At 64.6% G+C, this 26,609-nt stretch carries 18 protein-coding genes; 9 read left to right on the top strand and 9 right to left on the bottom strand.

The genetic code is table 11. The features are described 5' to 3' along the window. Positions 1-145: 145 nt before the first annotated feature. On the top strand, positions 146-2,641 hold the full coding sequence (locus CG51_RS14730; protein ID WP_035746287.1) for a hypothetical protein: 2,496 nt from the start codon (positions 146-148) through the stop codon (positions 2,639-2,641). 517 nt (positions 2,642-3,158) lie between these two features. Here CG51_RS14730 and CG51_RS14720 read toward each other — a convergent pair. Next, entirely contained in the window at positions 3,159-4,586 is a 1,428-nt protein-coding gene (locus CG51_RS14720; protein WP_035746281.1) for a mannose-1-phosphate guanylyltransferase/mannose-6-phosphate isomerase, read from the bottom strand. 277 nt (positions 4,587-4,863) lie between these two features. Further along, a complete protein-coding gene (locus tag CG51_RS14715) occupies positions 4,864-5,475 on the bottom strand; it encodes an acyltransferase (protein WP_035746308.1) in 612 nt (203 codons plus the stop codon). 542 nt (positions 5,476-6,017) lie between these two features. Here CG51_RS14715 and CG51_RS14710 point away from each other — a divergent pair. Then, positions 6,018-6,245 (top strand): hypothetical protein, encoded by a 228-nt coding sequence (locus CG51_RS14710; protein WP_143412994.1) that lies wholly within the window; start codon positions 6,018-6,020, stop codon positions 6,243-6,245. A 372-nt stretch (positions 6,246-6,617) separates the two neighbouring features. Here the strand turns inward: CG51_RS14710 and CG51_RS14705 are convergent, their stop codons facing one another. Further along, complete coding sequence (locus CG51_RS14705) at positions 6,618-8,831, bottom strand: right-handed parallel beta-helix repeat-containing protein (protein ID WP_035746277.1); 2,214 nt, start codon at positions 8,829-8,831, stop codon at positions 6,618-6,620. A 603-nt stretch (positions 8,832-9,434) separates the two neighbouring features. After that, positions 9,435-11,927, bottom strand: a complete 2,493-nt coding sequence (locus CG51_RS14700; RefSeq protein WP_035746275.1) for a hypothetical protein — start codon at positions 11,925-11,927, stop codon at positions 9,435-9,437. A gap of 588 nt (positions 11,928-12,515) precedes the next feature. On the opposite strand from CG51_RS14700, the gene CG51_RS14695 reads away from it, so the two are divergent. The 5 genes from CG51_RS14695 (at position 12,516) to CG51_RS14675 (ending at position 16,866) form a co-directional block, all read left to right on the top strand. Next, the gene (locus tag CG51_RS14695; protein ID WP_051930678.1) at positions 12,516-12,971 is read left to right on the top strand and encodes an acyltransferase; all 456 of its coding nucleotides are present in this window, start codon (positions 12,516-12,518) and stop codon (positions 12,969-12,971) included. A gap of 41 nt (positions 12,972-13,012) precedes the next feature. After that, positions 13,013-13,294, top strand: coding sequence for an acyl carrier protein (locus tag CG51_RS14690; RefSeq protein ID WP_084695215.1), 282 nt, complete (start codon positions 13,013-13,015; stop codon positions 13,292-13,294). 32 nt (positions 13,295-13,326) lie between these two features. Further along, a complete protein-coding gene (locus CG51_RS19255; protein WP_051930676.1) occupies positions 13,327-15,198 on the top strand; it encodes an AMP-binding protein in 1,872 nt (623 codons plus the stop codon). 7 nt (positions 15,199-15,205) lie between these two features. Continuing rightward, positions 15,206-15,943, top strand: a complete 738-nt coding sequence (locus CG51_RS14680; RefSeq protein WP_035746272.1) for an SDR family NAD(P)-dependent oxidoreductase — start codon at positions 15,206-15,208, stop codon at positions 15,941-15,943. A gap of 290 nt (positions 15,944-16,233) precedes the next feature. Then, the gene (locus tag CG51_RS14675; RefSeq protein ID WP_035746261.1) at positions 16,234-16,866 is read left to right on the top strand and encodes a VanZ family protein; all 633 of its coding nucleotides are present in this window, start codon (positions 16,234-16,236) and stop codon (positions 16,864-16,866) included. Positions 16,867-16,905: 39 nt separating this feature from the next. Here CG51_RS14675 and CG51_RS14670 read toward each other — a convergent pair whose 3' ends face one another. Further along, positions 16,906-17,640, bottom strand: coding sequence for a hypothetical protein (locus CG51_RS14670; RefSeq protein WP_143412993.1), 735 nt, complete (start codon positions 17,638-17,640; stop codon positions 16,906-16,908). Positions 17,641-17,715: 75 nt separating this feature from the next. On the opposite strand from CG51_RS14670, the gene CG51_RS14665 reads away from it, so the two are divergent. Further along, a complete protein-coding gene (locus tag CG51_RS14665) occupies positions 17,716-18,462 on the top strand; it encodes a hypothetical protein (RefSeq protein WP_035746257.1) in 747 nt (248 codons plus the stop codon). A 59-nt stretch (positions 18,463-18,521) separates the two neighbouring features. Here the strand turns inward: CG51_RS14665 and CG51_RS14660 are convergent, their stop codons facing one another. From CG51_RS14660 to CG51_RS14650, 3 genes are all read right to left on the bottom strand, one after another. After that, complete coding sequence (locus CG51_RS14660; protein ID WP_035746255.1) at positions 18,522-20,399, bottom strand: hypothetical protein; 1,878 nt, start codon at positions 20,397-20,399, stop codon at positions 18,522-18,524. A 448-nt stretch (positions 20,400-20,847) separates the two neighbouring features. Continuing rightward, positions 20,848-22,020: a ParB/RepB/Spo0J family partition protein gene (locus CG51_RS14655; protein WP_051930674.1), complete on the bottom strand. Its 1,173-nt coding sequence runs from the start codon at positions 22,018-22,020 to the stop codon at positions 20,848-20,850. A 484-nt stretch (positions 22,021-22,504) separates the two neighbouring features. Further along, a complete protein-coding gene (locus CG51_RS14650) occupies positions 22,505-23,893 on the bottom strand; it encodes an AAA family ATPase (protein ID WP_035746251.1) in 1,389 nt (462 codons plus the stop codon). A 558-nt stretch (positions 23,894-24,451) separates the two neighbouring features. Here CG51_RS14650 and CG51_RS14645 point away from each other — a divergent pair. Beyond that, positions 24,452-25,528 (top strand): replication initiator protein A, encoded by a 1,077-nt coding sequence (locus CG51_RS14645; protein WP_084695213.1) that lies wholly within the window; start codon positions 24,452-24,454, stop codon positions 25,526-25,528. A gap of 77 nt (positions 25,529-25,605) precedes the next feature. Here the strand turns inward: CG51_RS14645 and CG51_RS19250 are convergent, their stop codons facing one another. After that, positions 25,606-26,121: a VPLPA-CTERM sorting domain-containing protein gene (locus tag CG51_RS19250; RefSeq protein ID WP_051930672.1), complete on the bottom strand. Its 516-nt coding sequence runs from the start codon at positions 26,119-26,121 to the stop codon at positions 25,606-25,608. Positions 26,122-26,609: the final 488 nt, after the last annotated feature.

Raw genomic sequence — 26,609 nt, 5'->3', positions numbered from 1 at the left:
ACCGAACTCGCCGACATACTGGGCGCGGAGGCGCATCTGCTGCTCTGACATCGCACGTTTTCGCCATAGGCGAAACGCATGGCCTCATTCGCCTTGAAAGCGAGTGAGGCTACGTCATAAAGGCCGGGAAAGGAGCCTGTTTTCCATGACACCCTCCGCCTTCATGACACCTTCCGCCCTGCTGCACCGCTTCCGCCAGGGTCTTGCACCGCTCACGCTTCTCATGGGCCTTGCCGGAGCCTTGCCGGCTTCGATCTCTACCGCATCTCCCTATCCGCCGGTTCCTGCTGTCGATCCCGGTGCCGCCGGCGGATCGGTCCGCTTCCCGGAAGGAAACTGGACATCCGACCGTGCGGGGCGCGGCCTGCTGCTTCAGCCCGGTCAGGGCATTGCGCTTGCAGGATCGGGGCGTCCTCAGGCGATCTTCGCCCTTCTGCGCCTGCCGGTCGACAAGCGCGACGGGCGGTTGACGAAAGGGATCATGGGCCATGCCGGCAAGGGCGGGAACCGTTTCCGGCTGGGTCTGGGCAATCCCGGACATTTCGTCCCCGAACTCCGCGACCGTTTCACCGCCTATCAGATGGGTGGCCGGGGCAGCGCCGTGGAGGTGGCAAGCGCCCTCTGGGATGAGGATGCGGCCCTTGTCGTCTTCTGGCATGACGGGACAGGCACATGGCAGATCGACTGGTATTCCCCCCGGACCGGCGACCGGCATCCCGGGCCGCCCCTGACGGAAACCGGTGTCACGGACAGTGGGCAGATTGCCCCCTTCAACATCGGCGGCTGGGGCAGTCTCACCGCTTTCGGGGAGCCGGCCAACCCCGGGCGTGACCCTATGTGGGACGGGGAGATCGGCGCCGTCGGTATCGTCACGGGTCCGCTCCCTGCCCCGGAGGACTGGTCGCGGATCGCCCGCGGCGCGCCGTTCCGGGCAGTACTGCCCGCGGCAAACCTCACCTTCCTGCGGGAATTCGACGGGACACCCACCAGCCTATCCCCCGCTCCGGGAGAAGGCACGGCACCCACCACCAATGTGGAAACCGCCGCCGGCCCCGAAGGGCCAACTCCCGGCTCGACACTCCGCCGCCAGTCGGAGACGCAATACGTCACCCTTGAGCAGAAGTCGGCGGGCATGGTCTTTGGCCTGCACCGTGGAGAGCGCGCGCGAGAGGTGCCCTTCTCGGGCGAGGCGTCCGGCCCGGTGGAGCTTCGCGTCATCGAGGCCGCGACGGGAAAGGTGGTGCAGGACTGGACCCCGATGGAACCGCCGCAGGGCAACCTTTGGGCGGGCAGCCTGCCGCTTCCCGAAAGCGAAACCGGCTGGCTCTTTGCCGATGCGCGGCTGGTGGAAGCGCCCGATGTGATCGCCCATGCACGCAGCGAATTCGGCGTGGGCTACAAGTTCCTCGTCATGGGGCAGAGCCAGACTTCATATCCGCTCGACAATACGACCCGGCGGCTCAACCCCGATGCGCCCATGTCGGGCTCCGTGGCCCGGCTTCTTGCACTGGGATCGCGGGAGGAGCTGGGGGATGCGGCGCGCCGCCCTGTCATGGGCCGGATCGGGGCCGGGCCGCAGGCAGATGGCGACGGGGTCGTCGCCTTCCTGAACCAGTTCCGCCGCCTGAAGCCCGGTACCCCCTTCATGCTGATCGACGAGGCCGTGGGCGGCACCTCCATGGCGCGGCTGCTCGGGGGCGAAACCGCTCGGGCCGACCGGCAATGGGCCGACATCACCGACAAGCTGGACCTCTGGGGCCGGGATGTCACTGCGGTGCTGTGGAACTGGCTGATGAACGAGGGGGCGATGACCGGCAAGAATGTTGCCCCGCTCATGTCCGCCATGTTCCTGCCCGATCACGCCGGCGACATGGCGCATTCGCTGGCTCGGGAGCTGGAGCCGGGCTGGACGCTCGGCGTGTTGGCCAGCGACCGGGAAACCCGCGTCAACGGGCGGGAAGGGATGCGCGCGGCACGCGCGGCCTTTGCCCAGCAGCACGGCTTCACACTGGGGCCGGTTGTCTCCGACTACCGGATCGGCGACAGCGGCGGGGCGCATCCTCCGGCGCAGTTCGACAATCCCGAACAGGGCCGCTACGGCCCACCGGAGACATTCGACCACGGCAGTGCGCGCTTCATGCAGCGGCTGGCGGTGATGGCGCTCCAGACGATCGGCGAGATCCCGGATGCCGCCGTGCATCCCCATTACGCCAACGCCCGTCTCACTAAGGACCGCAGGCATATCCTCATCGACGTGGTGGCAGTGAACGGGGGCCGGATCTACAGCCCCGCGCCTACCGCACTCCGCTCGTGGTATGTGAAGGAGCCGGGGAAGGACGCGGCTTTCATTCCCACCGCCGCGCTGGGGGCGAGTGCGGAGCTGGACACCTCCGTCACCCCCCCGCAGGTCAGGATCACGCGCGCCACCGGGCTCTGGCCGGTCGGCACGCTCATCCGCCGCATGGACGACAGCGAGAAGCGGCCCGACAAGGACGGCGCGGCCGAAGATGCGATCCACGCGGGCGGCATCTATGAAAGCTGGTCACAGGACCCGTTCGGCTTCGGATTTCCCGTAGTCGGCATGAAGGACGGCAAGGGCCGCTGGCGCCCGCTGTTCGAGATGCGTCTCGCAGCCCCCTGACCGATCTGAGTCCCCGTAACCATCTAGGCTTCCGAACCATCTGGGCCCTGACAAAACCGGGCTCCTGACGAACCGAGCCGGATGTTCCGGCAGCGGGCAAAACACCTGGGGGCCGCCTGCTGGCCGCACGTCGAAGGAAAGACCATCGCGGCGCTGGACCACCTGTGTGACTCAGGCGGCCCGGATATTTGCCATTTCCTTGGCGCGCTGTAAGCGGGACAGATTTCCGGGCAAGGCATTTGCGCTGAAGATGATTGGCTGGTTCAAGGTTGTATGAGCCCACGGTCTGATGATGTCTCTGAGATGCCGAGAGCCGACGCCTTGCGCCGGCTCGTTTTGGATCTGTCGCAGCGGCTTGGCGTCCTCGAGGCGCAGGGGGCCGAATTGCGGAGCGAGCTCGATCCCCGCTTCTTCGCGCTGCGGGCGGAAATGGAGGCCGCCGCGTGCTCCGGCAGCCACCGGGCCCTTTGCCGATGCCCCACGACCTCAAGCCCTCCCCGGCCGCAGCTTGCCGGTTTCAGCCCTTGGCGCCCTGCCCGCGGGCATAGACATCGTCGTAGCGGATGATGTCGTCTTCGCCGAGATAGGAGCCGGTCTGCACCTCGATCAGCACCATCGGCACCTTGCCGGGGTTCTCCATCCGGTGCACGGCGCCGAGCGGAATGTAGACCGACTGGTTCTCCGTGATCAGCTTCACCTCGTTGTCCACCGTCACCCGCGCGGTGCCGGAGACGACGATCCAGTGTTCGGAGCGGTGGAAATGGCTCTGGAGCGAGAGCGCCGCGCCGGGATGGACCACGATGCGCTTCACCTGGAAGCGGTCGCCCAGCACCAGCGTCTCGAACCAGCCCCAGGGGCGGTGGTCGCGCGGGAAGCTCTCGGCCTGCTTGGCACCCTTCTTCTTCAGCGCGGCCACTGCCTGCTTGACCTCCTGCGCGCGGGAGCGGTCGGCGACCAGAACCGCATCCTGCATGGAGACGACGATCGTGTCCTTGAGCCCGATGCCCACCAGTTCTAGGCCCTGCGTCTCGGACCGCAGCAGCGTGTTCTCGCAGTCGATGGCAAGCGCGTCGCCCCCGAGAGCGACCCCCGCCGCGTCCGGCCCCATCTCGCGCCAGACCGCGTCCCAGCCACCCAGATCCGACCAGCCGGCCGCGAAGGGCACCACGGTCAGGTTCCGCGCCTTCTCCATCACCGCATAGTCGATGGAGATGTCGGGCGCATCGCCGAAATCCTCCGGCCCCAGCCGCAGGAAGGCGAGGTCGGTCTTCGCACCTTCAAGCGCCGCGCGCACCGGGCCGAGCACGGCGGGGGCATGGGCCTCGAAAGCCGCGATCAGCGTGGCGGGTGTGAACAGGAAGATGCCCGCGTTCCACAGGAAGTTGCCCGCGGCCAGCATCTCCTCCGCCCGCGTCCGGTCCGGCTTCTCGACAAAGCGGGAGAGTGCCACGGGCGCCTCGGCTGAACTTTCGGCCAGTTCGAGCCAGCCATAACCCGTCTCGGCATGGGTAGGCTGGATCCCGAAGGTGACGAGCTGCCCCGCCCGCGCCGGCTCCATCCCGCGGGCCACGGCGGCAGCAAAGGCCTTCGCATCCGGGATCACATGGTCCGAGGGCGCCACCAGCATCGGCTGATCCGGGTCGGTTCTGGCCAGCCAGAGCGCGGCGGCCAGAATGGCGGGGGCGGTGTTGCGCGCCGCCGGTTCGATCAGGATGGCGCGCGGCTTCACGCCGATCGCATCCATCTGCTCCGTGACGATGAAGCGGAAGTCGGATCCCGTGACCACCACGGGGGGCGTGAACGCCGTTCCCGAAAGACGCGCCACCGAAGCCTGAAAGAGCGATGTCTCCCCGATCAGGGGGGCGAACTGCTTGGGGAAGGATTTGCGCGACAAGGGCCACAGGCGCGTACCGGAACCACCACAGAGCAGGACGGGAGTGATCATGCAGAAAACCCTTGATCGGAATGAGGCCAGCCGGAAAGGCAAGAGGCAGGAGAACGGGCCAGGCCGGAATACAATTTGCAGGTCATTGCGTCTTTGCGGTCAGTATTGCGAAGGGCCGGTTTTGGGGTGAAGACCGCACAGTCATGCGGCAGCGCGACCGTAATGACAAGGCGGGGGAAATGCTCGCCGCGAACCCGTGATGCGGACCCCCGGAGTCATATTGACCTGAGCGCAGCACGCCCCGAGGCAGGCCGCGCCCGAGCGCGCCCCCTTTGGGTCACGCGGGGGGCCTGACGGCGGCAATCCGGCGCTGGCCCACCACCTTGGCCGGCGCGCCGACCGCAATGGCCCAGTCAGGAATTTCGCCGGTGACCACGGAACCTGCTCCCACCACCGCACCCTTGCCGATCCGGGCGCCCGGCAGGATGATCGCATAGGCACCGATCCAGGCATCGTCGCCTATGAAAATCTCCTTCTCGTCCATCGCGTTGGACCTTACGGGCTGGCCGTCGTTGAAACGGTAGTTCGCAGCCGTCAGCATCACCCGCGGGCCGAAAGTCACATCATCTCCGATAACCACGCGCCCCTTCTCCGACGGACCGGCCCAGAGAAAGGCGCCGGAGCCGAGATGCAGCACCCTACCGGCGGTGATGTTTTCGGGGTTCGCGATGGAGGCGTTCGGCGCGATCTCGGGACGCGGGCCGATCCGCCCGCGCAGGGTCCGCATGGGAGCGACATGGGTATAGTTGTAGTAATTGACTACCTTCAGCATATGTACCCAGGCGCGCGGATCGAAGGTGGTCAGGATGAGGCGCAGAAGGCGCTTCGGTTTCGAGGTGCGCTTCTTGTGAACACCCGGTGAAGAAGAGGAGCTGTTGTCTACAGGCACTGGGTCGGTTCCTTCATCCTGCCGGTCGGGATGTCCGGCCTTTTTCTGAATATCAGGCTGTCGCACAAGATCAATCACCACAACTACAGGTGGCGGCTGCAGGCTGTCCCGCCACCACCCGATGGGCAGATCACAGTCATGTCTGGCTGCGGCGTGGCTTCGGGCCGAACCTTTCCCGTCCTCTCGAATGGGTGCGCCATATCTGACCCGGATCACTCTCCGGCAGGCGAGATCAAGGTATTGCCCGCTGGCATGAAAGGCGCTCTCATGATAGACAGAAGGCGAACCTGCCACCGCCGCTCCAAAGCCGTACGCGATTTTTCAGGCCGGAATTGTAAGAACCGCAAGGATGACATGCAGGACGTGAAATTCAGCGGAAAGAGAGTGGTCCCCTCGCGGCGCGACAGAAGCGCCGGCTGGGGTCGGGTAAGCACGATGGAGTGTGCTGGGACGCATGCGGATATCGTCTCTCAACACTGCAGGGCACCGGTATTTCAGCAACCGGGGCACCGGGAAACTGCCTTTGCAAAGGTGATCGGAAAATGATGGCGGTCGTTTCACTGCTGGTTGCAGGCCTTGTAATTGCGTTCATCACCTTGCTCACCAAGTTTGAGCGGCAGGACAAGATTGCCACCATCTGCTTGCTCATCGCCTTCGTCATAGGGGGCATCATGATGGGCCCGGATGAGAGCGCTTATCGACCTGAGAATTCGGTCTGCGGACGGGGCTGTCCGCCTGAATTGCGGGGCAGGATACTGATCGATCTCTGAGACGTATCCGCTCCGATACCTGCAGCTCCGAGAACCGCCGGGATCTTTGAGACGGAAAACCCGCCCGGAAGACGGGAATATCTCACCGGCAATGTCTCACCGGCGAAAACGGCATTTCTTTCCGCGTATTCCCGTTGGAATACACATTAACAGGCTGCTGAAAAACGCTTTCTGGCATGTGTTGGAGTGGAAATCGTTCGCCATCTGACGAAATCCAGCCGGAAATCCATATATTTCCGGGCGTTTCCGGGCCGATCTTCCGATTTCCGGCGCATAGCGTGACACTTCAGGACTTTTTCAGCAGCCTGTTGAGTGACTTGCAGCTGGTTCCTGAATGAAGTCCCATGACACCAATGGTATCACGGGGCCGTTTCAGACGAGAAGCAGGGGATGGGCATCGATATAGGCAGCCAATTCCTGTGGCGTCATGCTTTCGTCCAGGATGAGAACCCCGTTGAGTGCACCGAAATATGCGCCGTGCATCGCAGATGTCGTCCCAGCCGCACTGTTGGAGTTGAGCGCTCCGAGAACGAGACTGTCGGAATTGTGGGTCCAGTCCATATTGGTCTCAACCTGGCCGAGATGAGTGTTGTTCACCCACACATCCGCTACACCATTTCCAAAGCTCGCCACGACGGAATAATCCTTGTAGCGCTCGACGCCTTCATAGCGGAGAGATTGCGTGCCGCTGTCATCCTCGAACTTGACGACGAGGCTGCCGTTGCTGATGGCGATGTGGAACCCGTCCCCCAGCCCCGCGGAATCCCGCGATAGGAGGCCCCTTCCACCATTCACCAGTTCGGGACGAAAGTTCAGCGCCACCGTTCCTTCCGTCGTGGCGAATTTGTCGTCGGCCTCGGTGACGATGGCGTTCTTCACCGTGTTTTTGAAATCGGTGATCCCGCCATGATAAAAGACCTTATGCGCCGTATCCTTGGAGGCCTCGACCGCCGCGAGATAGCTTTCCCGCGCATCGACATGTGCCGACAGCTGGCTGTAGGTCATTCCCTGATCGTAGATGCGCAGATCTCCGATGGTCCCCGAGAAGAACGATTTCAGCCCGTGCTTTGAAAGCCCCCCGTCAGCGCCTAGGATCAGATCGGAGCGGTTCTTGGCCCAGTCCATCCCAGTCTGCACCTGCCCGATGGCTTGCCCATCCAGCCAAGCCTCAGCCTTGCCGTCGTCGAAGGACGTGACGAGGTTATAGTTCGTTTTCGCGGCAATTCCGTCATGAACGATGGTCTTGACGCCACTGTCATCCTCAAAGCGGAGAGTGAGCGTCCCGTTGTCCACTGTGGCTGCGAAGCCATTGTCGAGACCGACGGAATCCTTGGACAGGATGGTGCGCGGGCCAGAGGCGGCGTTGGCCGAAAAGGTCAGCGAAACCGTCGCCTCATCGAGGTTGAGCGTGTCGCTCTCAGCGAAACGGAACCAGGATTTGCTGTGCCCCTTGAAGCTGAAGTCATCCGTTTCCTCCATCACCAGACGGGTCACGCCGAAGTCGTTGTGTTCGCCCGCCAGCAGCTCCTTCAGCCTTTCCTGAGCGCCGTAGCCGCTGCCGAAATCAATGGCCGATCCGGCGACAGGCAGGAAGCTCTTCCAGCCGATATACTGCGGGCTCTGGAAGATGTCGGTCTGATCGCCCGTGGCATTGGACCACTTGCCAGTGCCGAAATAGTAGTTGTTCCAGGCCGTTGTCCCATGTCCCTCATCCCCGATGGCGCGGGAGACGTTGCCGGTAACGCTGATACCTTCGTTGTTCCAACCGGCAAGACGGATATTGGCGCCGTTGCTCCACTGCGTGGCGATCAAGGAATTGTCGCGAATGACAAAGTTCCCGTCCGCCCCGTTGACGTAGATCGTGTTGATATGCTGCGTCCAGATCAGGTTCTGCTCGATCAGGATATCCTTGAACCCCGAAGCCCCCATCGGGCCGTTCATGAAGATGCCCTGAGGTGTCACCGATCCTGTGGAGAGATCGTCGTGCAGGATATTGCCGCGGATCGTGATGTCATGCGGCGTGGCCCCATTCAGGCCAAACATCTGGATGAGATCGGGATGGGTCGGTGCACGGGCGACAGTATCGGAGATAAGGTTGTTCTCGACCACAACGTCATGACTGTTTCCGACGATTCGAACCAGGTCCTCGGTCACGTCATGTATATAGTTGCCCCGGACAGACACGTCGGATGCAGCCTGCAGGATAAGGCCGAAGTTCCCTCCACCAAGCGTATTGCCGGAAATGTCGGCGCCCTGCGTATCGCGAACGGTCAGGGTGGTGATGTTGGAATTCTTTACCGCCACATTGCTGGAATTATACCAGATCTGGAGCGAGTTGGAGACATCGAGGCCATCGAAAGCCAGATTGCTGGCCCCGCGCACATCCATCTTGGAGAAGGTCGCTTTTCCCGGATTGAGCGCCGCGATCGTTACGGTGCTGTCATAATCCAGAAGCTGCCCTTTCAAACCTTTGGAAAGGTAGAGATATCCATAATCTCCATCCGCCAGAAGGATCGTATCCCCGCCCTTCACGACGCGGAGAGCCGAAAGCAAATCATCAACCGAATCTACAAGTTTGATCGCCATATCGTCTCCGCCTGCTCCCGAAGATCTACCTAGAGTTGAACATACTCATGGTGAACAACTTACGGTTTTATTTCCACAACAAAAATAATAGCCGAGACATATTCCGCAATGCAGAATGGCTCATCTGCAGAAGATCTGGCAATATTTCGCGAAACGGTCATCTCGTGAGCGTTTTCTCGCGCATTGCTTTCAGCATGGGGAACTGTTCCTTATCGGGTTGCACACTGCCCAAGCGTGGAGCTGCAATCTTTTTCCACCTCTGCCCAATACAGGCGAGGGGACCATTTGTGCGAGAGAAGACTATAATGGTTTTCCGTCTCATGAAGGCAGGCGGAAGAAAGATCACCACATTCGGCTACGCCCTCGGCCAAGGCGCCCGGCGAGCCAGTCCCCGGCTGTGACAGGGACGGGCGGGCGGAAGACCACCCGCCGCAAAGAGGCGCCATGACCGGAAGTGGCAGCAAAGCGCTGACTGAACGGTCAACCTCCCTCTCCACCGGTTCTCTCCGCGTCACGGGCGAAAAATCGCTCAGCCCCAGGAAACCGTTTCTTTCTGCATGCGCATCAGAATTGGGTCGGAAATGGTCCGGTTATTGTCTCACTTTAGGCAACAATAAGTTCAAACAGATTGCGCCAGAGACCGTTCTCATCCCGCATTCCCACCACGGGGAAGCCGAACCCCAGCGGGTCCTGTGCCCAGTCCTCATAGATGCCGCCCGAATGGATCGCATCTTCGGCCGTCCCGTCGTTGTCGGCCCGCTTCTCACCATCGTCCATGCGTTGAACGATAACGCCCGGCCCCCAGCTCCCGGAGGCGCGGGTGATCTCCACCTGCGGCGGGCTGACAGAGGTGTTGAGCACGGCCTGGGCGCCTTTCTCCACCGTACTGACAAAGGAAGGGTCGCTTTCCTCCTTCACATACCATGATCTGAGCGCAGCGGGCGCGGGGCTGTAGATCCGGCCTCCGTTCACTGCCATCACGTCGATGAGGATCTTCCGCCGATCGGCGCTGAACCGGGGATTGGCGTAGTAGGGATGCACGGTCACATCCGAAAGCGCGCCGACCGTCTGGAGCGCCATCACCCCCATGCGCTGCATGAAGCGGGGGATGCCGTGATCGAAGGTTTCCGGCGGCGTGTAACCCAGAATGCCAGGATTGGTGAACTGCTTGCCCGGATGGGGGCCACCCGCATTCTCGATCCGGTAATCGGAAACGACCGGCCCCAGGGTAAAACCGTTGCCATGGGCAAAGGCGGTTCGCGCGGCGCGCATGCCCTCGCGCCCGGTGATCCGGCTTTCCCGGTCGCCGCCCAGCACGCCGAGCGTCCAGCCCGGCTCCAGATCCCGCGCCAGCGAATGCGCCATGTCACCTGTGTGATCAGGCAGGAACATGGCCGACATGAGGGGCACGACATTGCTGCCGTTCATCGCGCCTTCGTTCATCAGCCAGTTCCACAGCACCGCCGTCACATCCGGGCCCCAGAGGTCCAGCTTGTCGGTGATGTCGGCCCATTGCCGATCGGTGGCCGTATCGACCTCTCCCGCCAGAAGCGCGCGCATGGAGGTGCCGGAGACCGCCTCGTTGAGGATCATGACAGGGGTCTTCGGCTTCATCCGGCGGAACTGGTTCAGGAAGGTCACGAAACCATCGCTCGGCGCGAATCCCACTCCCGTGCCGATCCGCCCCATCACCGGACGCCGCGCCTCCGCGCCAAGGATACGCCGCAGGCCGAGGTTGACCAGCGTCGCGACAGAGCCGCTCATCGCCGTGCCCGGTTCCAGCGCGAGCCGCGTCGTCATGTTCACCATGGGCATCGCCGTCTGGCTTTGTCCCATGATCATGAACTTGTAGCCCACGCCGAATTCGCTGCGCGCATGGGCGATCACATCGGGGGCCCCCACCAGCCGCGCATCGGCGAAAAGCCAGCCGTTCGCGCTTTCCGGCAGCGATACCCGTCCGCTCCAGACCCCGTTTTCCGGAGCGGGCATCTGGACCCAGTCGCGGACGATCCTGCCGGTCTCTGCCTCGAATACGCGGATTTCCACCGGCCCGGAGGCGCGCCCAGAAAAGGGCACGGATGCCTTGGTCTCTCCCGGTTTCAGTCCGAAGACCATACCCGCCGACCTCTGGTCTAAGGTCACGAAGCGCGTGGCCGACTGCGGGCGGAGCGTCGATCCGGGAAGGAGCATCGTTCCTCCGGCAGAGGGGGAGGCATCGGCGACGGGCACCGCTGGCCGCGTCCTGTCTGCCGTGGCCCAGGCAGGGGCGGCAAGGCTGGCCGCCGTGCCGTCAAGCTCCCGTATCCAGCGGACGGCCGGGACCGGCAGCACGTCCTGCGGGCGGGCGCCACGGGCCAGTTCGGCCCATTCCGCCGGGGCGACCGTGCCGTTCAGATAGCCGACGAGCGCAATCTCCCCGTCCCACAACTCCTCGACCAGCGGGTTCGTATCGGTGGCGAAGGCGGTCATGGTCTGCGCGCCCCCGATGGTAAAGCCCGACAGGGCTGCACCGGAGGGGTTCACCCCGGTGAGGCTGGAGACATCCCCCGCATGGCGCGTGCCATCGATGAGCGAATACCAGTCCACCCCCCACCGGTCCGTCCCGTCATGCCAGAAGACGACCAGTGCGGCATCCTCCGTCCAGGGGGCACTGCGCAGGTTCACGCTCGCCCCGCCCGCGCCGTACTGATAGCCCTGAAAGCGGTTACGGGAGGTGGAAGTGGAATTGTTCGGATTGCCGTAGGCAAGCCGAATGCGGTTTCCGCCGCTGCCCTCGCGCCCCAGGATCGCCTTTGTATAAGGCCCGTCCCGCTTGTCCCTCGGCAGGCGCACCATGGCGAAGAGCGCAGAGGGTGTGCCGGAGCCGGGAAAGACCTCGCTCCAGCCCTGATGGAGCAGGCCCTTCCATCCGGTCAGACCCGCCCGCCCGGTGTGCACGTTCCAGTTGCCTTCGGGGAATTTCAGCGAGCCCGCCCCCGCCGCCAGAGAAACAGGCGGCACGTCCGGATAGAATTCTGGCACTACGGGAGGGGTGATGCTTCTGCCGCCGCGCCCGGTGCTGATCAGACGGGTGAGAGAGGTTCCGATATGGATCATGCCGCTCCGAGCCTCCCCGCCCTGTGCCACGAGGTAGTTCCCGCCGGATATCCACCTGCCGGGGCGATCCCCAGCCGGGGGGCGATTCGCTTCCACTGCCGTCCCATTTCAATCTCCTGCCCAGATACGGACCCCGGAAACCCGGGATCCGGTGCAATGAACGGGCAAGCTACCTCTTCCGGATAAGCAGAACGTTGGCGGGGCGTACGCTCCCCCTCCCCGTTGCCGCAACGGCCACCGCCTCGCTCAAATCGGCTCCGCAGGTCAGGAGAGGCAACACGACAGACAGGGTGGCCCTCCCCTCACCCCGCCCCGGAAAGCCTGTTAATGCTGCATTGCAGCAACAGAATCGGCGACCGGAAGGCGGGGCGGGAAGTTGCCCTCGGAGGACTGCCCGAGGGGAACCGCGGCAGGCCGTTCAGCACGGAATGCAACCGGAAGGGTACCATGTGAGACCATTTCCCGGGCATCCGGCCTGCTGGAAACGGCTCGTTGCCGCCTATGCAACGCCCTCAGGCGGAGAGGTCCCTTGTATACTTTGATAAGTTTCGGCACACTCAAGTCATTGTTTTTTGAGAGTGCCGCCCAGTGTCAGGTTTCAGTCAAATCAGAACCCGCCTCTTTAAGATCCTCGTCAAGATCACCGAATTCAAATACCGTCACCTCTATGGCATGGATCTGGGAGAGCATGTCCGCATCTCGCGTGGCGCGCGGCTGGACCGGACCAACCCGAAGGGTGTGCATATCGGCGATTACACCGCGATTACCGGCGGTGCAGCAATTCTGACCCACGACTTCGTCACCCGAACGTGGAAGGACACTTATGTGGGCAGGAATTGCTTTCTGGGCTTCAATGCTATCATTCTTGCCGGAGTGAAGGTGGGGGATGGCTGCATCATCTCTCCCAACACAGTGGTTGTCCGCGACGTTCCGCCGAACAGCGTCGTAATGGGCAATCCGGGCAAGGTCGTGGAACAGAACATCGTCACTAGCAAATGGGGCATCCGTCTCGACAAGGGCAACGACAGCCCCGTCGCCCACTGATCAAACGGCCGGACCTCCCCCGGCCTTGCAAGGAGAACAACATGAACGCCATCGTGGACAAGGATGCCGACCTGAACGCCGCCATCCGTAAAGTCTTCAACGACGTCTGGGACGTGGAAGTGCCGGGCCAGCCCGCGCCGGAGCTGGCCGAGGACACCGTCCTGCTGGAAAGCGGCCTGGACAGCCTCGGCTTCGCCATCTTCGTCTCCACCCTGGAGGAGGAGCTGGGCTACGACCCGTTCACCATCGCGGAGGATGCCTATTACCCCCGCACCTTCGGGGAATTCGTGGCCTTCTACGACAAGTACCGCCCCGCCGTCTGAGCGGGAGGGCAGGCTGGAGAATTGCCGTCTGCATGATTTCTGAACGGTTTGCCGGTGCAATGATGGCCACACTCAGGGAAATGCTGGCGGCACGTCCGGGAACGGATGTGCTGATCCGGGAAGGCGCGCGCGATGTCACCGTCGCCGAAGCGCTGGCGGAGGGGCCGAAAGGGCTTCCGCCCTCAGCGCGCGTGCTGCTCTCCATTCACGACACCGGGGCGCTGGCGCGCACGCTCGTCGCGCTCGACGGGGGGGTGGAGGCGCTGCTGCTCACCTCCTACAGTTTCTCGCCCGAGGTGGTCGCGGCGCTGGCGGAGGTGGCGGGGATCACCCATATCGTCACCGACCGGGAGGAGCTTCTGGCAGTCAGCCCTGCTTCCGCCGCAGCGGATGACTCTGTAGCTGTATCGGACGCCCCCGCAGCGGATGCCACATCGGGCCTCGCAACGGGTGCCGCCGCCGGATCAAATACTGCATCAAATACCGGACCAAACATCGGGCCGATCCCCGGGGCGCCCACAGCGCAGGCCGCCGGACCGACCCCTGGGCAGGCGTCCGAGCCGGCGCAGGGCAGCGGGACGACCGCCGGAGCGGCGGCTCCAGTGTCTGGCCCGGCATCCGGCCCAGTGTCTGGACCAGCGTCCGGGGCTGAAGCAGCCGCCGCGCCCGCAGCAAATGCTGCGGTAAAGGGGACAAACACGGTGGCGACTGCGGCGGCTCTTCCCCCGCAATCAGCGCACCTACAGTCTGCCGCCCCGCAGTCTGGCCCTCAGCAGTCTGGCTCCCAACAGTCTGGGCACCCACAATCCGCACGACAGCCCGCACCGGGTTCCGGTCTGAGCAAAACTCCCCTCCCCATCCTCACGCCGGAGGCGGCGCGTGGTCCGGCGGGGGATGCCCCGCCCGTCGCCACCCTCTGGCTCATGACAACCTCGGGCACGACCGGCGTGCCGAAGATCGTCACCCACAGCGTGGCCTCGCTGACCCGTTCCGTTCGGGGAACGCGGCCGGAGGCGTTGCCGGTCTGGGGGCTGCTCTACGACATGACCCGCTTTGCCGGGATGCAGGTCGGCCTGCAGGCGATGACCGGCCATGGCACGCTGGCCGCGATCGACCGCGACGCCGCCCTTGGCGCGCAGGTGGCAGAGATGGCGGCGGCGGGTGTCACCCACCTTTCCGCGACGCCGACGCTCTGGCGGCGGCTCCTCATGGCGCCGGGGGCGGAGGAACTGCCCCTCCGCCAGATCACGTTGGGCGGCGAGATCGCCGAACAGACGGTGCTGGACGCGATCCGCGCACGTTTTCCCCGGGCCCGCGTCACGCATATCTATGCCTCGACCGAGATCGGCGTGGGCTTTGCCGTGAACGACGGGCGGGCGGGCTTCCCCGAAAGCTATCTCTCCGCCGAGGCTCCCGCCGGCCTTGCCATGCGGGTGGAGGAGGGGATGCTCTGGCTTCGCCCGCCGGAGGCGCACCGGACCCGCTATCTGGGGGACAACCAGCTCGACATCGATGCGGAGGGCTATGTCCGCTCCGGCGACCGGGTGGAGATCCGGCCCGATGCGGAGGGCGCGCGGGTGCATTTCCTCGGGCGTGACAGCGGCGTGGTGAATGTCGGCGGCGTGAAGGTCTATCCCGAACGGGTGGAGGCGGTGCTGACCGCCGATCCGCGGGTGAGCCTTGCCCAGGTCGCGGCGAAATCCAGCCCGATCACCGGCAACCTGCTCGTCGCCACCATCGTCCCCGCCGATCCCGCCGCCGACCGTGCGGCGCTGAAGCGGGAGCTGCTGGCCCATGCACAGGCCCATCTCGAACGTGAGGCCGTGCCCGCCATGTGGCGCTTCGTCGATCATCTGGAGACGAATGCCGCCGGCAAGATCGTCCGTTCCCAAGTAAAGGCCTGATCCACTCATGACGACCCCCCTGAAGACTGTCATCGTCACCGGCGTCTCGCAAGGTCTGGGCCTTGCCATCGCCCGCCGGGTGGCGGCGGATCCGTCCTACCGGCTCGTCGGCCTGTCGCGGAAACTGACCCCGGCCTATGAAGCGCTGATCACCGAATACGGCGGGGACAAGGTGGAATTCCATCCGTTCGACGTGAGCAAGCTGGACGCGATCCCCCCCTTCATCCGGGAGACGGTGGACCGGCACGGGCCGATCTGGGGCATGGTCAACAATGCCGGCATCGGCATGGACGGGGTGCTCGCCACCCAGCACCTGACCGACATCCAGTACATGATGGACGTGAACCTCACCTCCGCCATCGTCTTCGCGAAATACGCCTCCCGCTCCATGCTCTCGGCGCGGGCGGGGCGGATCGTGTCGATCTCCTCCATCATCGCCTCCACCGGGTTCAACGGGCTGGCCGCCTATGCGGCGACCAAGGCGGGGCTGGAAGGGTTCACGCGTTCGCTCTCGCGCGAACTCGGCAAGCGGGGGATCACGGTGAACTGCGTGGCGCCGGGATACATGGTGACGGAGATGAGCCTCGGCATTCCGTCCGACAAGATGGACTCGATCAAGCGCCGCGCGCCCCTCGGCCTGCCCGACCCGGACGATGCGGCGGGCGCGGTGATGTATCTGCTCGGCCCCGATGGCGGCAAGGTCTCCGGCAGCGTCGTCACGGTGGACGGCGGCTCCACGGCCTGAGGTTTCGCGCGCGAAACAGGGCGGGGTTCCTCAAGTCCGGGCACGGCGGCCAGTCGCGCCGGGACTATCCCGGCCAGCGAAACCATCCCTCGCCCCGCCATCGCAAGTCCCCCAAGCACCACCTTCGGGTAGCGCCCCGGATGAGCGCGGCAACGCAGCCGTGATCCGCCGTGACCGAACGCAGTGACCGTCCCCCCTGACGGCGGCTGCCTGTGGCGATATGCTGATCATCGCGCCTGCCTCCCCCGCGCAAAAGGGCCATGCGCCCCAGACAGACGGAAAGCCAAACCATGACCTCCCTCCAGATCGCGGCCTATCTGGCAATGGCCCTTGTCTATGCGACCCTGATCACCGGATGCGTGGCTCTGGTGCTGCGGCTTGCGGGGCGACGGATCGGCAGGGGTGGGCTGCTTTTGCTGCTGTCGACGCTGTTCATGGTCACCCTCGCCCTCTATCCCTTTCCCGATCGGGCGACATTCATTTGTGTGCCGGGCGCGGTGCATACCCAGCTTCAGCCGTTTCACTTCCTGCCCTCCTTCAACCGGCTGATCAGAACAGGCGCGCCGTTCTCTGCGTGGGTGACCAATCTCACCGTGGCCTCCACGATCATGAATTATCTGGTCTGCATGGTGATTGGCCTCGCCCTCGCGCAGGTGACGGGGCGGTGGCTGCTGGCGGCGATCTTTGCCGCCACGCTTACGTTGGGGATCGAACTCACCCAGATCACCGGCAACTGGGGCATCTACCCCTGCCCCTACCGGCTGTTCGACGTGGACGACCTGATCATGAACTTCGCGGGGGTGATGACGGGGTTCGCACTGTGGCGCGGATGGAGGGCCGTCAGGGAAACCCGCGGGCAACGGGCAGGCGGGCTGGGGCAGGCGCCACGTCGTAACCCTGATCCCCGAGATCGACCGTCCTGAGCACCGTGACCCTGTCCGGGTGACGCGCCTCAATCGCGGTCAGCGCCCGTACGGACAAGGTCGCCAGATCGAAATCGTCCCGATGCGTGCCGATGACCCGGCTTCCCCCAGAAGGCCGAGCCGTACGAGCCAGTTGCGCGCCTCTTCGCCCAGCAGGGCAGGATCGGCGATCCGGGGATCCTCGCGGAACTGGACCGTCACCAGCGACCGGCCCGCCATGACCCCGGGCACGGCAAAGCCCGTGACATTCCGGGCGCGCTTTACCACCCCATGGCCGATCACCTCCACATAGCCCGCGAAATCGGGCGGCGGCCCTTCCAGATGCAGGACGGCGCTGAAGGTGCGGACGCGCAGGCAATCCTGCCGGAGCGGATCCACCCCCGCGATCGGCGCATGGGCGCGCGCGAGGACATGAGGAGCCGCCGGGCCCGGACCGGGGCCCCGCGCAGTTTCGGCCAGCACGTCCTCCGGGCCGATCCGAAGCCGTTCGATCCGGCAGCCCTGCAGAACCCTTGCCCCCGCCGCGTCCAGCCGCCCCAGCGCCGCCGCCATGATCGCCCCGTATCCCGGGCGGGGATAGAGGATCGGCAGGCCGAGATGGCGTAGCGACAGCCCGACATTGGCAAGCGAATGGCGCGTCTTCTCCGGCTCTCCCCGGAGCGCGGATTGATGGCCTGCCGGCAGACCGGCGTGCCGGGGCTGGCTTTGGCGCGACAGTAGGGGCCGAGGCTTTCCTCTAGGCTCAGGAGCTATTGATTTCGGGGTGTTGCCCATTCCCTGTCGGGCACATGGGAAGACTTCTTCCGCCGGAAGATTCTGGACCTGCTGTGGATATGCGGACTGTGGACGGTGATCTACACCCTGGTTCAGGGCCGCCCGCCAAGTTATATCCTGACCTCCTGGTACAGGCCGGAGATCCACCTCTGGTTCATCTGGGGGCTGATCATCTACCGGCTGCTCTCCTATCTGTTGCGCAGGCATAAGACGCTGGCCCTTGCGCTGTCTCTGGCCCTTTCGCTGCTTGCGTACCACGATCTGCCGCAGGATTTCTGGGTCAGCCTTTCCACCCACCAGCGCAGCGTTGTCAAATACGGGACATTCTTCTTCTTCGCGGTCTGGTATGGTCGGCAGATGGTCTCCGCGCTGTACCGCTGGCCGTGGATCGCTCTGACCGCCGCGCTGATGGTCGCTTTGCTCGCCTCCCGGTTGGACCTCGTCTTCCTTCTATCCTTGTCGGGCGTGGCGCTGATCCTTTCGGCATCGATCCTGATTTCCAAACATCTTGCCGTCGTGCAGAACGCTTTCACTTTCGTCGGGAGCCGGTCGCTTGAGATCTTCGTGCTGCATTTCGCGATGGTGGGCCCGCTGCTGAAGATGGCGAAGGGCTATTCCTACAGTTCCATATGGGCGGTACCGGCGGTGACGCTCGCCTGTGTCGCTCTGGCCATCGCGCTGCGGCAGATCACGGATCGCTTTGCCCCCTGGCTGTTCCGCGCGCCAAAGGGCCTGATGGAGCACTTGGGAGCACGGATCGGGGCCTTGGGGAACCGAAGCCAACCCGATGTCACCCCGGATGGCGAGGGACGCTTGCGCTGACCGGCCTTGCCGGGCAATCGGCCCTCAGGCCATCACGACCCCGCCACGAAGATGGCCCCTCACTCTGCCGAAGCGGGGATCTGCGGAATTCGGGCCAGTTCCGCCCAATGCTTGCGCCACAGGCGCAGTCCCCATGTGTCGCGCGGGTTGTTGTGCCCTGTCACCTCATCCTCAGAGATATGCGGATAGGGCCATTGCGCAGAGGGGTAATTGCCGAACTCACGCCCCACGGGCGGAACGGTGCGGCGGGCATATTCCACAAGGCTCGCCTTCCAGGACGGCTGGACGATTCCCAGTGCCTGCGCCGCCATCACGAATTCCAGCCCTGTCGCGATCACCCGGTAATCCGCAAATGGCGAGGGATTGTCCGCCTGGCGCGCGCTGCGCGTATCTGTGCCCCAGCGGATCGCCCAGTTCGGATCACCGGGTTTCAGCGTCCCGTCCTCCGACATGAAGACCCGATCACCGGGACGGAAGGGGTTGCCTCCCATGAGGGTCAGGGTGATATCGCCCCTCACGTTGCCCCCGCGAGGCTGGGAGATCCGGGCGCTTTTCGCGCCGTCGACGGATTTCAGCAGCAGGCCTGCCAGCCCCCCCTTGCTCATGTTGCTGTTCGGCCGTTCCGTCTCGCTGTTGGAAATGGTGACTTTCGGCCCCGCCACGCTGACAACAGTGCGAATGTGAGTAATCAATGGCAGATCCAGGCTTTCATGCGGGGTGCGGTACCGTGCGAGGCTTTCCGCCGTCTCCACATAATACTGGCCGAGGATGTTGCCTCCTGCGGGAGAGCTTTCCCCCCGGTCCCCGATGATGAACCCCGAGAGATCCGCCCCTGCCCAATGCTGCTCGAGATAGACCATGGGGAACATGAAGGACCACAACCCGCCATTCGGGCCGAGATCGATGCCGCGGACCTGAATTCCCCATGAAATCACCGCGTGCACGGCACGCCGGACCTGCTCGGGAGAGCCGGCGTCGGTCCACAGGAGGGGCAGGATCCCTGCCTGCATCGCCGCCACCTCCCGCCCGTAATTGCTGTCCTCCACCCCCGTGCCATAGGGCATGTATTCCCGGAAACCGCCCTGCTCCGCCCCGTTTCCCGGAATGGTGTTCGTGCCGAGCGATGCCTGAAACTTCTCCGCCCGCGCTAGATAGGCATCGAGATCGCGTGGCGGCCGGGTGCCGGCTGCGGAATGGCGCGGAAGCGTGCGCAGGATGCGATCCACGTCCACCCGCTCCAGAACGATGGGCCCCACCTCCGCCCGGTTCACGGGGGGTGCGAAGTCGTTGGCGCCGGGCAGGGTATCGGCGATCATCAGGCTGAAGTATTCATCCACCAGCGACGTGCCGGACGCCCCGGCGCGCCGGATATGAGACCGGGCCGCAACCAGTATATCCCCCCGCCGCATCTCGAGCGGGAAATGCGCCACCGCATCGGGCTGATGCATGGCGTTGACACGGCTGTCCTGGGACTTGGCCCGCTGATCGTATCCGCGGCGGTCGGGTCCGGGATTGAGCGTGGCACCATGGATCGTCCGCCCGTAGGCATCGGTCGTCGTCGCAGGGGTGCGCGAGACAACACGCACGACCCCCCCCGCAGGCGGCACGATGACGGCCTGACGCTGCGGGTCGGAAGTATAGCCGATCCGCGATCCTTCTGGCATCAGGCCGGATATCTGCACCGTTCCGTCGGATGAGCTGACAGTAAAGGTTTCCATCGCCACCGGCGTCGCGACCTGCCCCGAAGGTGGGGAGGCTGCTGCGGGGCGCATCGCCACCGGCAGCGCGGCCAGAAAGGTGACGAGCAGCGCGACCAGCAAGGCTGCGGGAGGCAGGCGGACATGGCCCGCGCCCCCTCTTTCCGTCGGAAGGTGATGCCCCGCCCCGGTAAGGCCGTCGATTGCCCTCCGGCGACGGAGGAAGGGGGAAAGGATCATGGCGTCAGCGTCCGCATCTGGCGGCCCGGCAGGGAGCGGCAGGCCCGTCCGTCTCAGACTGACGCCTTGGAAAGGCAATGCAAATCACTTTCCCGTCCCGCGGTCACTCTAAAATTGGCAGGCAAAACCGCTCTCTTGCAGCACCATGTTGCCTTCGGACGACCCCAGGAGAGTGGCATAAGCAGGTGATCGCGAGACCATCCCCCTGAGAACCATCCTCCTGTGCTCTCCCGCGCCGCTGGATCCGGCTCCCATCGTGCAGGAGCCTCTCCTTAATCCGGAAATGTTTCGCGCGCGAAACATGAATCTTCTGAATTTCGTTTGTGAAACGATTAGCCTCAGCGTTTCGCGCGCGAAACGGCAACTGTATTTACCTGCCGCGCCGAGGCGGCTCTGCTCGTTTCGAGGTTTGTGATGGTGAGCAGCCTGCGGACGATAAGCACAGTTGCTAGCCCTCCGTGCGCAGCCATTCCACGAGCCGTGCTCGGAGCGCGGGAGTCACTGACGAGCCGGTGAGGACGATGCGCCCTGTGCTGCCCGTCATGGCAAGGCCGGGCAGGATCTCCTGTGCGGCGGCCTTCTGGCGGGGAGCGGGTTGCGATCCTTCTGCCCATCGGGCGAGAGTGTTCAGCTCCATGGCCGGATCTGCATTCTCCCCTCTGGCCAGAAGACGGGCCAGGGCGACCCCCGCCTCCTGGTCCTCCGCCAGCCGTTGCGCCAGTTGCAGCCCCAGCCGCTCGCCGATCGCGGCCGGGAAGCGGAGGCTACCGTCCAGCGCATCGTAGAGGCTGAGGAAGGAGCCGATCTTCGACCGCTTGGCCCGGCTCGCCGTGGCGTAAAGGGTGCGGAGCGCCTCTCCCCGGTCAGCGAAGGCGCCCGCCTCCACCGCCTTGGCGGCGATGCGGGCACGCTCATAATAGCTCAGGCCCGCGCGGATCTCGTTCTCCTCCACCATGGCGACATAGGCGGCGCCGGAGCTTTCGGGTGTCCGCAGCAGGGCCAGCACGGTCGCGAACCGCGCCTCCCCCGTCTCCGCATGGAGCCGCCGGAGCGCGGAGAGCCGTCGCCAGCCGGAGATCAGGCCGTAGCGGCGGGCGGTCTCGCCCTCTCCTGTCCCCCTGCCCCGGCCGGCGGTATCCGCCGCGCTCTGGCTGTGATCCTGGGCCCGATCTCGGCCCTGCTGACCTCGGCGCCCCTCCTGATCCGGGCCAAGGTCGATCACCTCCACCGGGGCGCGCTGACCATGGGCGCGCAAGCTTTCCACCAGCGCGTCGAATTCCTCGCCGTCGAAGCTCACCCGGTCGCGCACCAGATGGCCGGTGTCGATGGCGTCAAGCGGCAGCACCTCCACCATCCGACCCGCGGCGCGGGCCTCAGCCACTTCCCCTGCCAGCGCCTCCAGCGCCGCGGTGGCCGCCGTCTCCGCCGCGATGCGGGAGATCGGCGGCGGGCGCGGCGCGGGTGCGGCGGGGGAGGGAGGGGGTGTCACGGAGGAGACGGCGCGGGAAGCCGGACCGAAGGGCATGGCCTTCGTCTCCAGCGGGGCCTCTGGCAGGCCCTCTGGCAGATCGGCCGGATCAGGCTCGGCGGCGAAGGGCAGGGTGAGGCGCTTGCGGGCCATGAGAGTCCTCCGGGTCAGGAATGTTTCGCGCGCGAAACATCAGGAATTGGGTGGCCGTCAGGGCAGGCAGGCCAAGGGGAAAAATCAAACCGAGCAGGCCAACTGGCAGGGCGGTAAGAGCCATCCGCCGACGTCATGGGCCGGGCGCTGGAATGCGCACCATGGAGCGGCGAGAGGGCGTGAAGCCGCGCAAAGCGATACGAGCCACCTTGTCCCCCCATGCCCCTGCCGCGTGACGAGGATTCGCCCCCTGCACAGCCGACTGCACGTTCCAACCGCCCCCGGAGCGCCCGCAGATCATATCTTCCGGAGGCCTCTCTGGCCCCGGCGGATTCTGCCGGCAACGGGGTCTGCCCCAACCATTCGTCGCCACATCCGGCAGCAAGCGGTCTGTGGGCCGGATGTGAGTTGACCATGCGGATCGCGCCGCCTGCGCCGGCCCGCGAAAACTCCGAACGGCCAAAAATGTTTCGCGCGCGAAACATCACTCCGCCGCCTCCCGAGACGCCAGCTCATCCCGCCGCCAGCAACCCAGTAGCAGCTTCTTGAACACCGCATAGGTGGCGTCGAAGGTTTCCCGCCCGCGGATGTAGGTGTCGCGGTTGAAATCGCGGTAATCGGCCTCGTAGATGCCGGCGACCTGCTCCCCCGCCTGGCCGATCAGCGCGGTGAACCCCTGGCGCGAGGGGGAGAGCGTGCGGCCCAGATAGGCCTGCATCAGCCCCGCCAGTTCCGCTTGCTGCGCCCCATCGTAGCGGGTGACCAGCGCGCGCACCGCATCCCATTCGAAGCTGAGCTCCGGGCGGCCAAGCGCCCGGGCGGCCACGTTCTCCCCCTCCTCGATGGAGGCGAAGGTGGAATGCAGCATGTCGAAGAACCGCCCCGTAGAGTCGAATTCCAGGAACGACGCGCCCATCGGGACGAGCAGGATGTCCGCCGCCGACAGCCCGTTGATCGTCAGGTAGCCGAGCGCGGGGGGCGTATCGAGAAAGACGAGATCGTATTTCTCCAGCACCCCGTCTTCGGCGAGGCTCTCGGAGAGCGCGTCCCAGAGCTTCCAGCCGCGTGCGGCCATGCGCCAGACGGGGATCTGGAACTCCGCCCAGTAGAGGTTCAGCTGCGCACCGATCAGGTCGATGTTCGGCCAGTGGGTCGGGCGCACCAGATCGGCGGCGGTGATCTTCAGCGCCTCGTTCAGTGTGTCGTCGATCGGGATCGGCGCCTCCCCGCGGTCGATCCGTCCGGCGTTGGAGACGCGCAGGTGGCGGGCGTAATGGCGGGCGAGCAGCGGAAAGACCGTGCCCCATTCATCCGCTACCTGCCCGCCGAAGATCGAGGTCATGGAGCCCTGGCTGTCCAGATCCACCACCAGCACCCGGTAGCCGTCCAGCGCCGCGGACATGGCCAGATGCGCGGCGGTGGAGGTCTTGCCGACCCCGCCCTTGAAGTTGGCCACCGCGACGATCTTTGCAGGTTGCCCCTTGGGCCGGTAGGGCAGGTATTCCTTGGCGCGGGAGCCTTCGGCGGCGAAATGGGCGCGGAGCCTGAGCACCTCGTCCAGCGTGAACCACTTGGCCCCGCCCTCCGTCTCCGAGGCGCCCTGCGGCAGGTCGGGGTTCTGGCGCAGCACCCGGCGGAAATGCTGGGGCGCCACCGGGATCAGGTATCTCGTGATCTCCCAGGTGGAGAAGAGCCGGAGCCGTTTCTGCCCCTGCGCGTCGAGACCCCGGCCCACCAGATCCTCCCGCCCGCGGGCACAGGCGGAGGCGATCTCGGCAAAGCCGCGGCTGGTCACCGGCGCGCCCAGTTCCGCCAGCGCCGCATCGGGCGAGATGTTGAAATAGGGAGGATCGGCCTCCGGTCCTGTGCTCATCTGCGCCCCTCCGGGCGGGCCTGTCGGCTGCCCTTGTCGCGGTGATTATCCACCAATGTACCGCTTTTTTAAAGACATACCACAAAACGCGGCACATGAAACATAAAAGCGAACACCGCTGGATTTTTCTCAGTAAATAAAGGGATTTTTCAGCCTGTCCCCGCGTGATTTTCCGGGCATTTGTGGCGAGCTTGTCACGGCTGAAGCACGAGGCCGGGTTAAGTATGGAGTTATTTCATAGTTACGCGATCATGCGCCTTTCACAAAGCCCTGAATTCATGGGGTAAGCGGCGGGTTGCCGGAAGCGAAGTGAATCCGAAACCCCGTTTCTCCGACTCGGAAACCACGCTGATGCGATTCCGATCCCACGGTTGGCAGGGGGCATGATCTGCACCCGGTTCTCCCGGGGCGCTGGACGGAAGGAGGCGCGCTTTCTATGGTGTCATTGAAACCACGAAACGAGTCACCCCGTCAGAGGGGACCGGAGAGGGTCGGGCAGATGCGGAAGACAGGCGCGGCACAGGCCGCGGAGCCGGGCGGCAGCCGGGTTGGGAGAAGATGACGACCGCCGTTCCCCGCCGCCGCAGATCCCCCAAGGCGGATGCGCTGCCTGTGTCAGGCAATGCGGGTGCTGCTGGTCTTCCGGCCGAACTGCCGGGGGGCGGCTTCTTCGTGGCCGATATCTTCGACGCCCTGCCCAAGGACGATCTGGGGAGCATGGAGCATCCGATGTTCTCGCTCTCCACCCGGCCCGATCTGCGCATCCTCGCCTATGCCCATAACGGGGTGGAGATCACGGTGACCCCCTCGGTCCGCGGTCTCGCCACGATCCACGACAAGGACATCCTGATCTTCTGCGTGAGCCAGCTCATGGCGGCGATCAACGCGGGACGTCCGGTGTCGCGGAACCTCCGGCTCAAGGCGGCGGACCTGATGGCGGCCACGGGGCGGGAGGCGTCGGGCGACGGCTACCAGCGGCTCCGCGAGGCCTTCGAGCGGCTGGCGGGCACCCGTATCACCACCAACATCGTCACCGGCGACACGGAGACAACCACCGGCTTCGGCATGATCGAGGCCTGGCAGATCGTGCGGCATACCAGGGGCGGGCGGATGATCTCCGTCTCGGTCACGCTGTCGGACTGGCTCTACCGGGCGGTGCTGTCGAAATCCGTGTTGACGCTGTCGCGGGACTACTTCCGGCTCAGGAAGCCGCTGGAGCGGCGGGTCTATGAACTGGCGCGCAAGCATTGCGGACGCCAGCCGGAATGGCGGGTGTCGATAGAGGTGCTGCACAAGAAATCCGGCTCCGCCTCCCCCCGCCGGGTGTTTCGCAAGATGATCCGCGACATGATTGCCGCCGATACCCTGCCCGATTACACGCTGGCGGAGGAGACGGGCGACGTTCTCCGCGTCACGCCCCGCGAGGTGGTGGAGCGGGCCCGCACACCGCTCGGCGCACCGCAACTCACGCCTGAGACGATCGATGAGGCGCGGGCACTGGCTCCCGGCTGGGATATCTACGCGTTGGAGGCGGACTGGCGGCGCTACTGGGCGGCAACGGGGCGGCCGCGGCTGGCCTCAGCCCGGAAGGCGTTTCTGGGCTATGTCCGGGCACGGGCGACGGAGAAGGGCTGAGCCGGTGTTTCGCGCGCGAAACATCAAAAAGGAAAGACCGCCCGAAGGCGGCCTTTCCCGGCAAGGATCTTTCGGTATCAGACGGCTTTGGCGTCCGACCGGCGGGAGCGGGTGACAACCCCCGCTGCACCAAGGCCAGCCAGCAGCAGAAGACCGGCTGCCGGAAGCGGCACCGGGGCCGGGATGTCCGCCGCCGCGCTCATCACTGTGAGCGTCACGCCAACCGGATTCGTTACGCCATCGAAGAAGCTGATGTAGAAGTCTTCCGACGTGGTGAAGCTGGGCAATGTCCCGCCGGCGCTCGCAAGCTGCTTGCGCGAGAGGCTCGCGAAGGTGCCAAAGGTGCTCCAAGTATAGCGTTCGCCGCCGTTGATGGAGAAGGTCACGTCGAGCAGGTCGGTGAAATCGCCCGACCCGGCAACGCTGAAATCGAAGGTGAGCGGGCTGTCCACCACGACATTGAAGACCACCGTGCCGCCCGGATTGAGCACGTCGGTGGCCGAAACCAGCTGACCTGCAACCGGGGTTATGGTGACCGCCGGAGCCGCGACGGGGATTGCCGCAAGAAACGCAGACGCGAGAAGATGTTTCATGACGATCCTTATTGTTTGTGGATGCCAGGCCGCTTGGGGGAGCGGCAGAGCGTTAATTCAACTTTTAGTAGCAATGGGAGGTTACCAAATCGAAAGAATTACAACAATAGGGTTAATTAGACTCATAAAATACTATCATTACGTGTGTTTTGTCAACAAATCATCAACCATGAGATGATATAGTATAAGGAATACAACCTGTTAGTTTCTCACGATAGGTCGATCCCCTGGAGGGACCTCGGACTGTTTTCCAATCCACCAAAAACCTGCCCCAGAACTTCGCTGATTGTTTACGGCTGGCCGGCTCCTTCCCTCTCGTGGACTGCTCGTGGTGAACCTCTCCGATTCGTCTCAGGAGGATGTTTCGCGCGCGAAACATCGGGAGATCAGGTGTCGCGCACATGAAGCCCGGATTGAACGGGAGGGTCCGAAATTGTCGACAGCGCTGCCGTTAAAGGCGGCAGGCCCGTTGTCCGAACCGCCACAGC

The sequence above is a fragment of the Haematobacter missouriensis genome, from assembly GCF_000740775.1.
Lineage (GTDB): Bacteria > Pseudomonadota > Alphaproteobacteria > Rhodobacterales > Rhodobacteraceae > Haematobacter > Haematobacter missouriensis.
This window is presented reverse-complemented; position numbering and strand designations above follow the sequence as displayed.

What these genes read in the sequence shown, in the direction of transcription:
- CG51_RS14730 (WP_035746287.1), top strand. Translation starts at nt 146, where the DNA reads ATGACACCCTCCGCCTTCATGACACCTTCCGCCCTGCTGCACCGCTTC.
- CG51_RS14720 (WP_035746281.1), bottom strand. Translation starts at nt 4,586, where the DNA reads ATGATCACTCCCGTCCTGCTCTGTGGTGGTTCCGGTACGCGCCTGTGG.
- CG51_RS14710 (WP_143412994.1), top strand. Translation starts at nt 6,018, where the DNA reads ATGATGGCGGTCGTTTCACTGCTGGTTGCAGGCCTTGTAATTGCGTTC.
- CG51_RS14705 (WP_035746277.1), bottom strand. Translation starts at nt 8,831, where the DNA reads ATGGCGATCAAACTTGTAGATTCGGTTGATGATTTGCTTTCGGCTCTC.
- CG51_RS14700 (WP_035746275.1), bottom strand. Translation starts at nt 11,927, where the DNA reads ATGATCCATATCGGAACCTCTCTCACCCGTCTGATCAGCACCGGGCGC.
- CG51_RS14690 (WP_084695215.1), top strand. Translation starts at nt 13,013, where the DNA reads ATGAACGCCATCGTGGACAAGGATGCCGACCTGAACGCCGCCATCCGT.
- CG51_RS19255 (WP_051930676.1), top strand. Translation starts at nt 13,327, where the DNA reads ATGATTTCTGAACGGTTTGCCGGTGCAATGATGGCCACACTCAGGGAA.
- CG51_RS14680 (WP_035746272.1), top strand. Translation starts at nt 15,206, where the DNA reads ATGACGACCCCCCTGAAGACTGTCATCGTCACCGGCGTCTCGCAAGGT.
- CG51_RS14675 (WP_035746261.1), top strand. Translation starts at nt 16,234, where the DNA reads ATGACCTCCCTCCAGATCGCGGCCTATCTGGCAATGGCCCTTGTCTAT.
- CG51_RS14670 (WP_143412993.1), bottom strand. Translation starts at nt 17,640, where the DNA reads ATGGGCAACACCCCGAAATCAATAGCTCCTGAGCCTAGAGGAAAGCCT.
- CG51_RS14660 (WP_035746255.1), bottom strand. Translation starts at nt 20,399, where the DNA reads ATGATCCTTTCCCCCTTCCTCCGTCGCCGGAGGGCAATCGACGGCCTT.
- CG51_RS14655 (WP_051930674.1), bottom strand. Translation starts at nt 22,020, where the DNA reads ATGGCCCGCAAGCGCCTCACCCTGCCCTTCGCCGCCGAGCCTGATCCG.
- CG51_RS14650 (WP_035746251.1), bottom strand. Translation starts at nt 23,893, where the DNA reads ATGAGCACAGGACCGGAGGCCGATCCTCCCTATTTCAACATCTCGCCC.
- CG51_RS14645 (WP_084695213.1), top strand. Translation starts at nt 24,452, where the DNA reads ATGACGACCGCCGTTCCCCGCCGCCGCAGATCCCCCAAGGCGGATGCG.
- CG51_RS19250 (WP_051930672.1), bottom strand. Translation starts at nt 26,121, where the DNA reads ATGAAACATCTTCTCGCGTCTGCGTTTCTTGCGGCAATCCCCGTCGCG.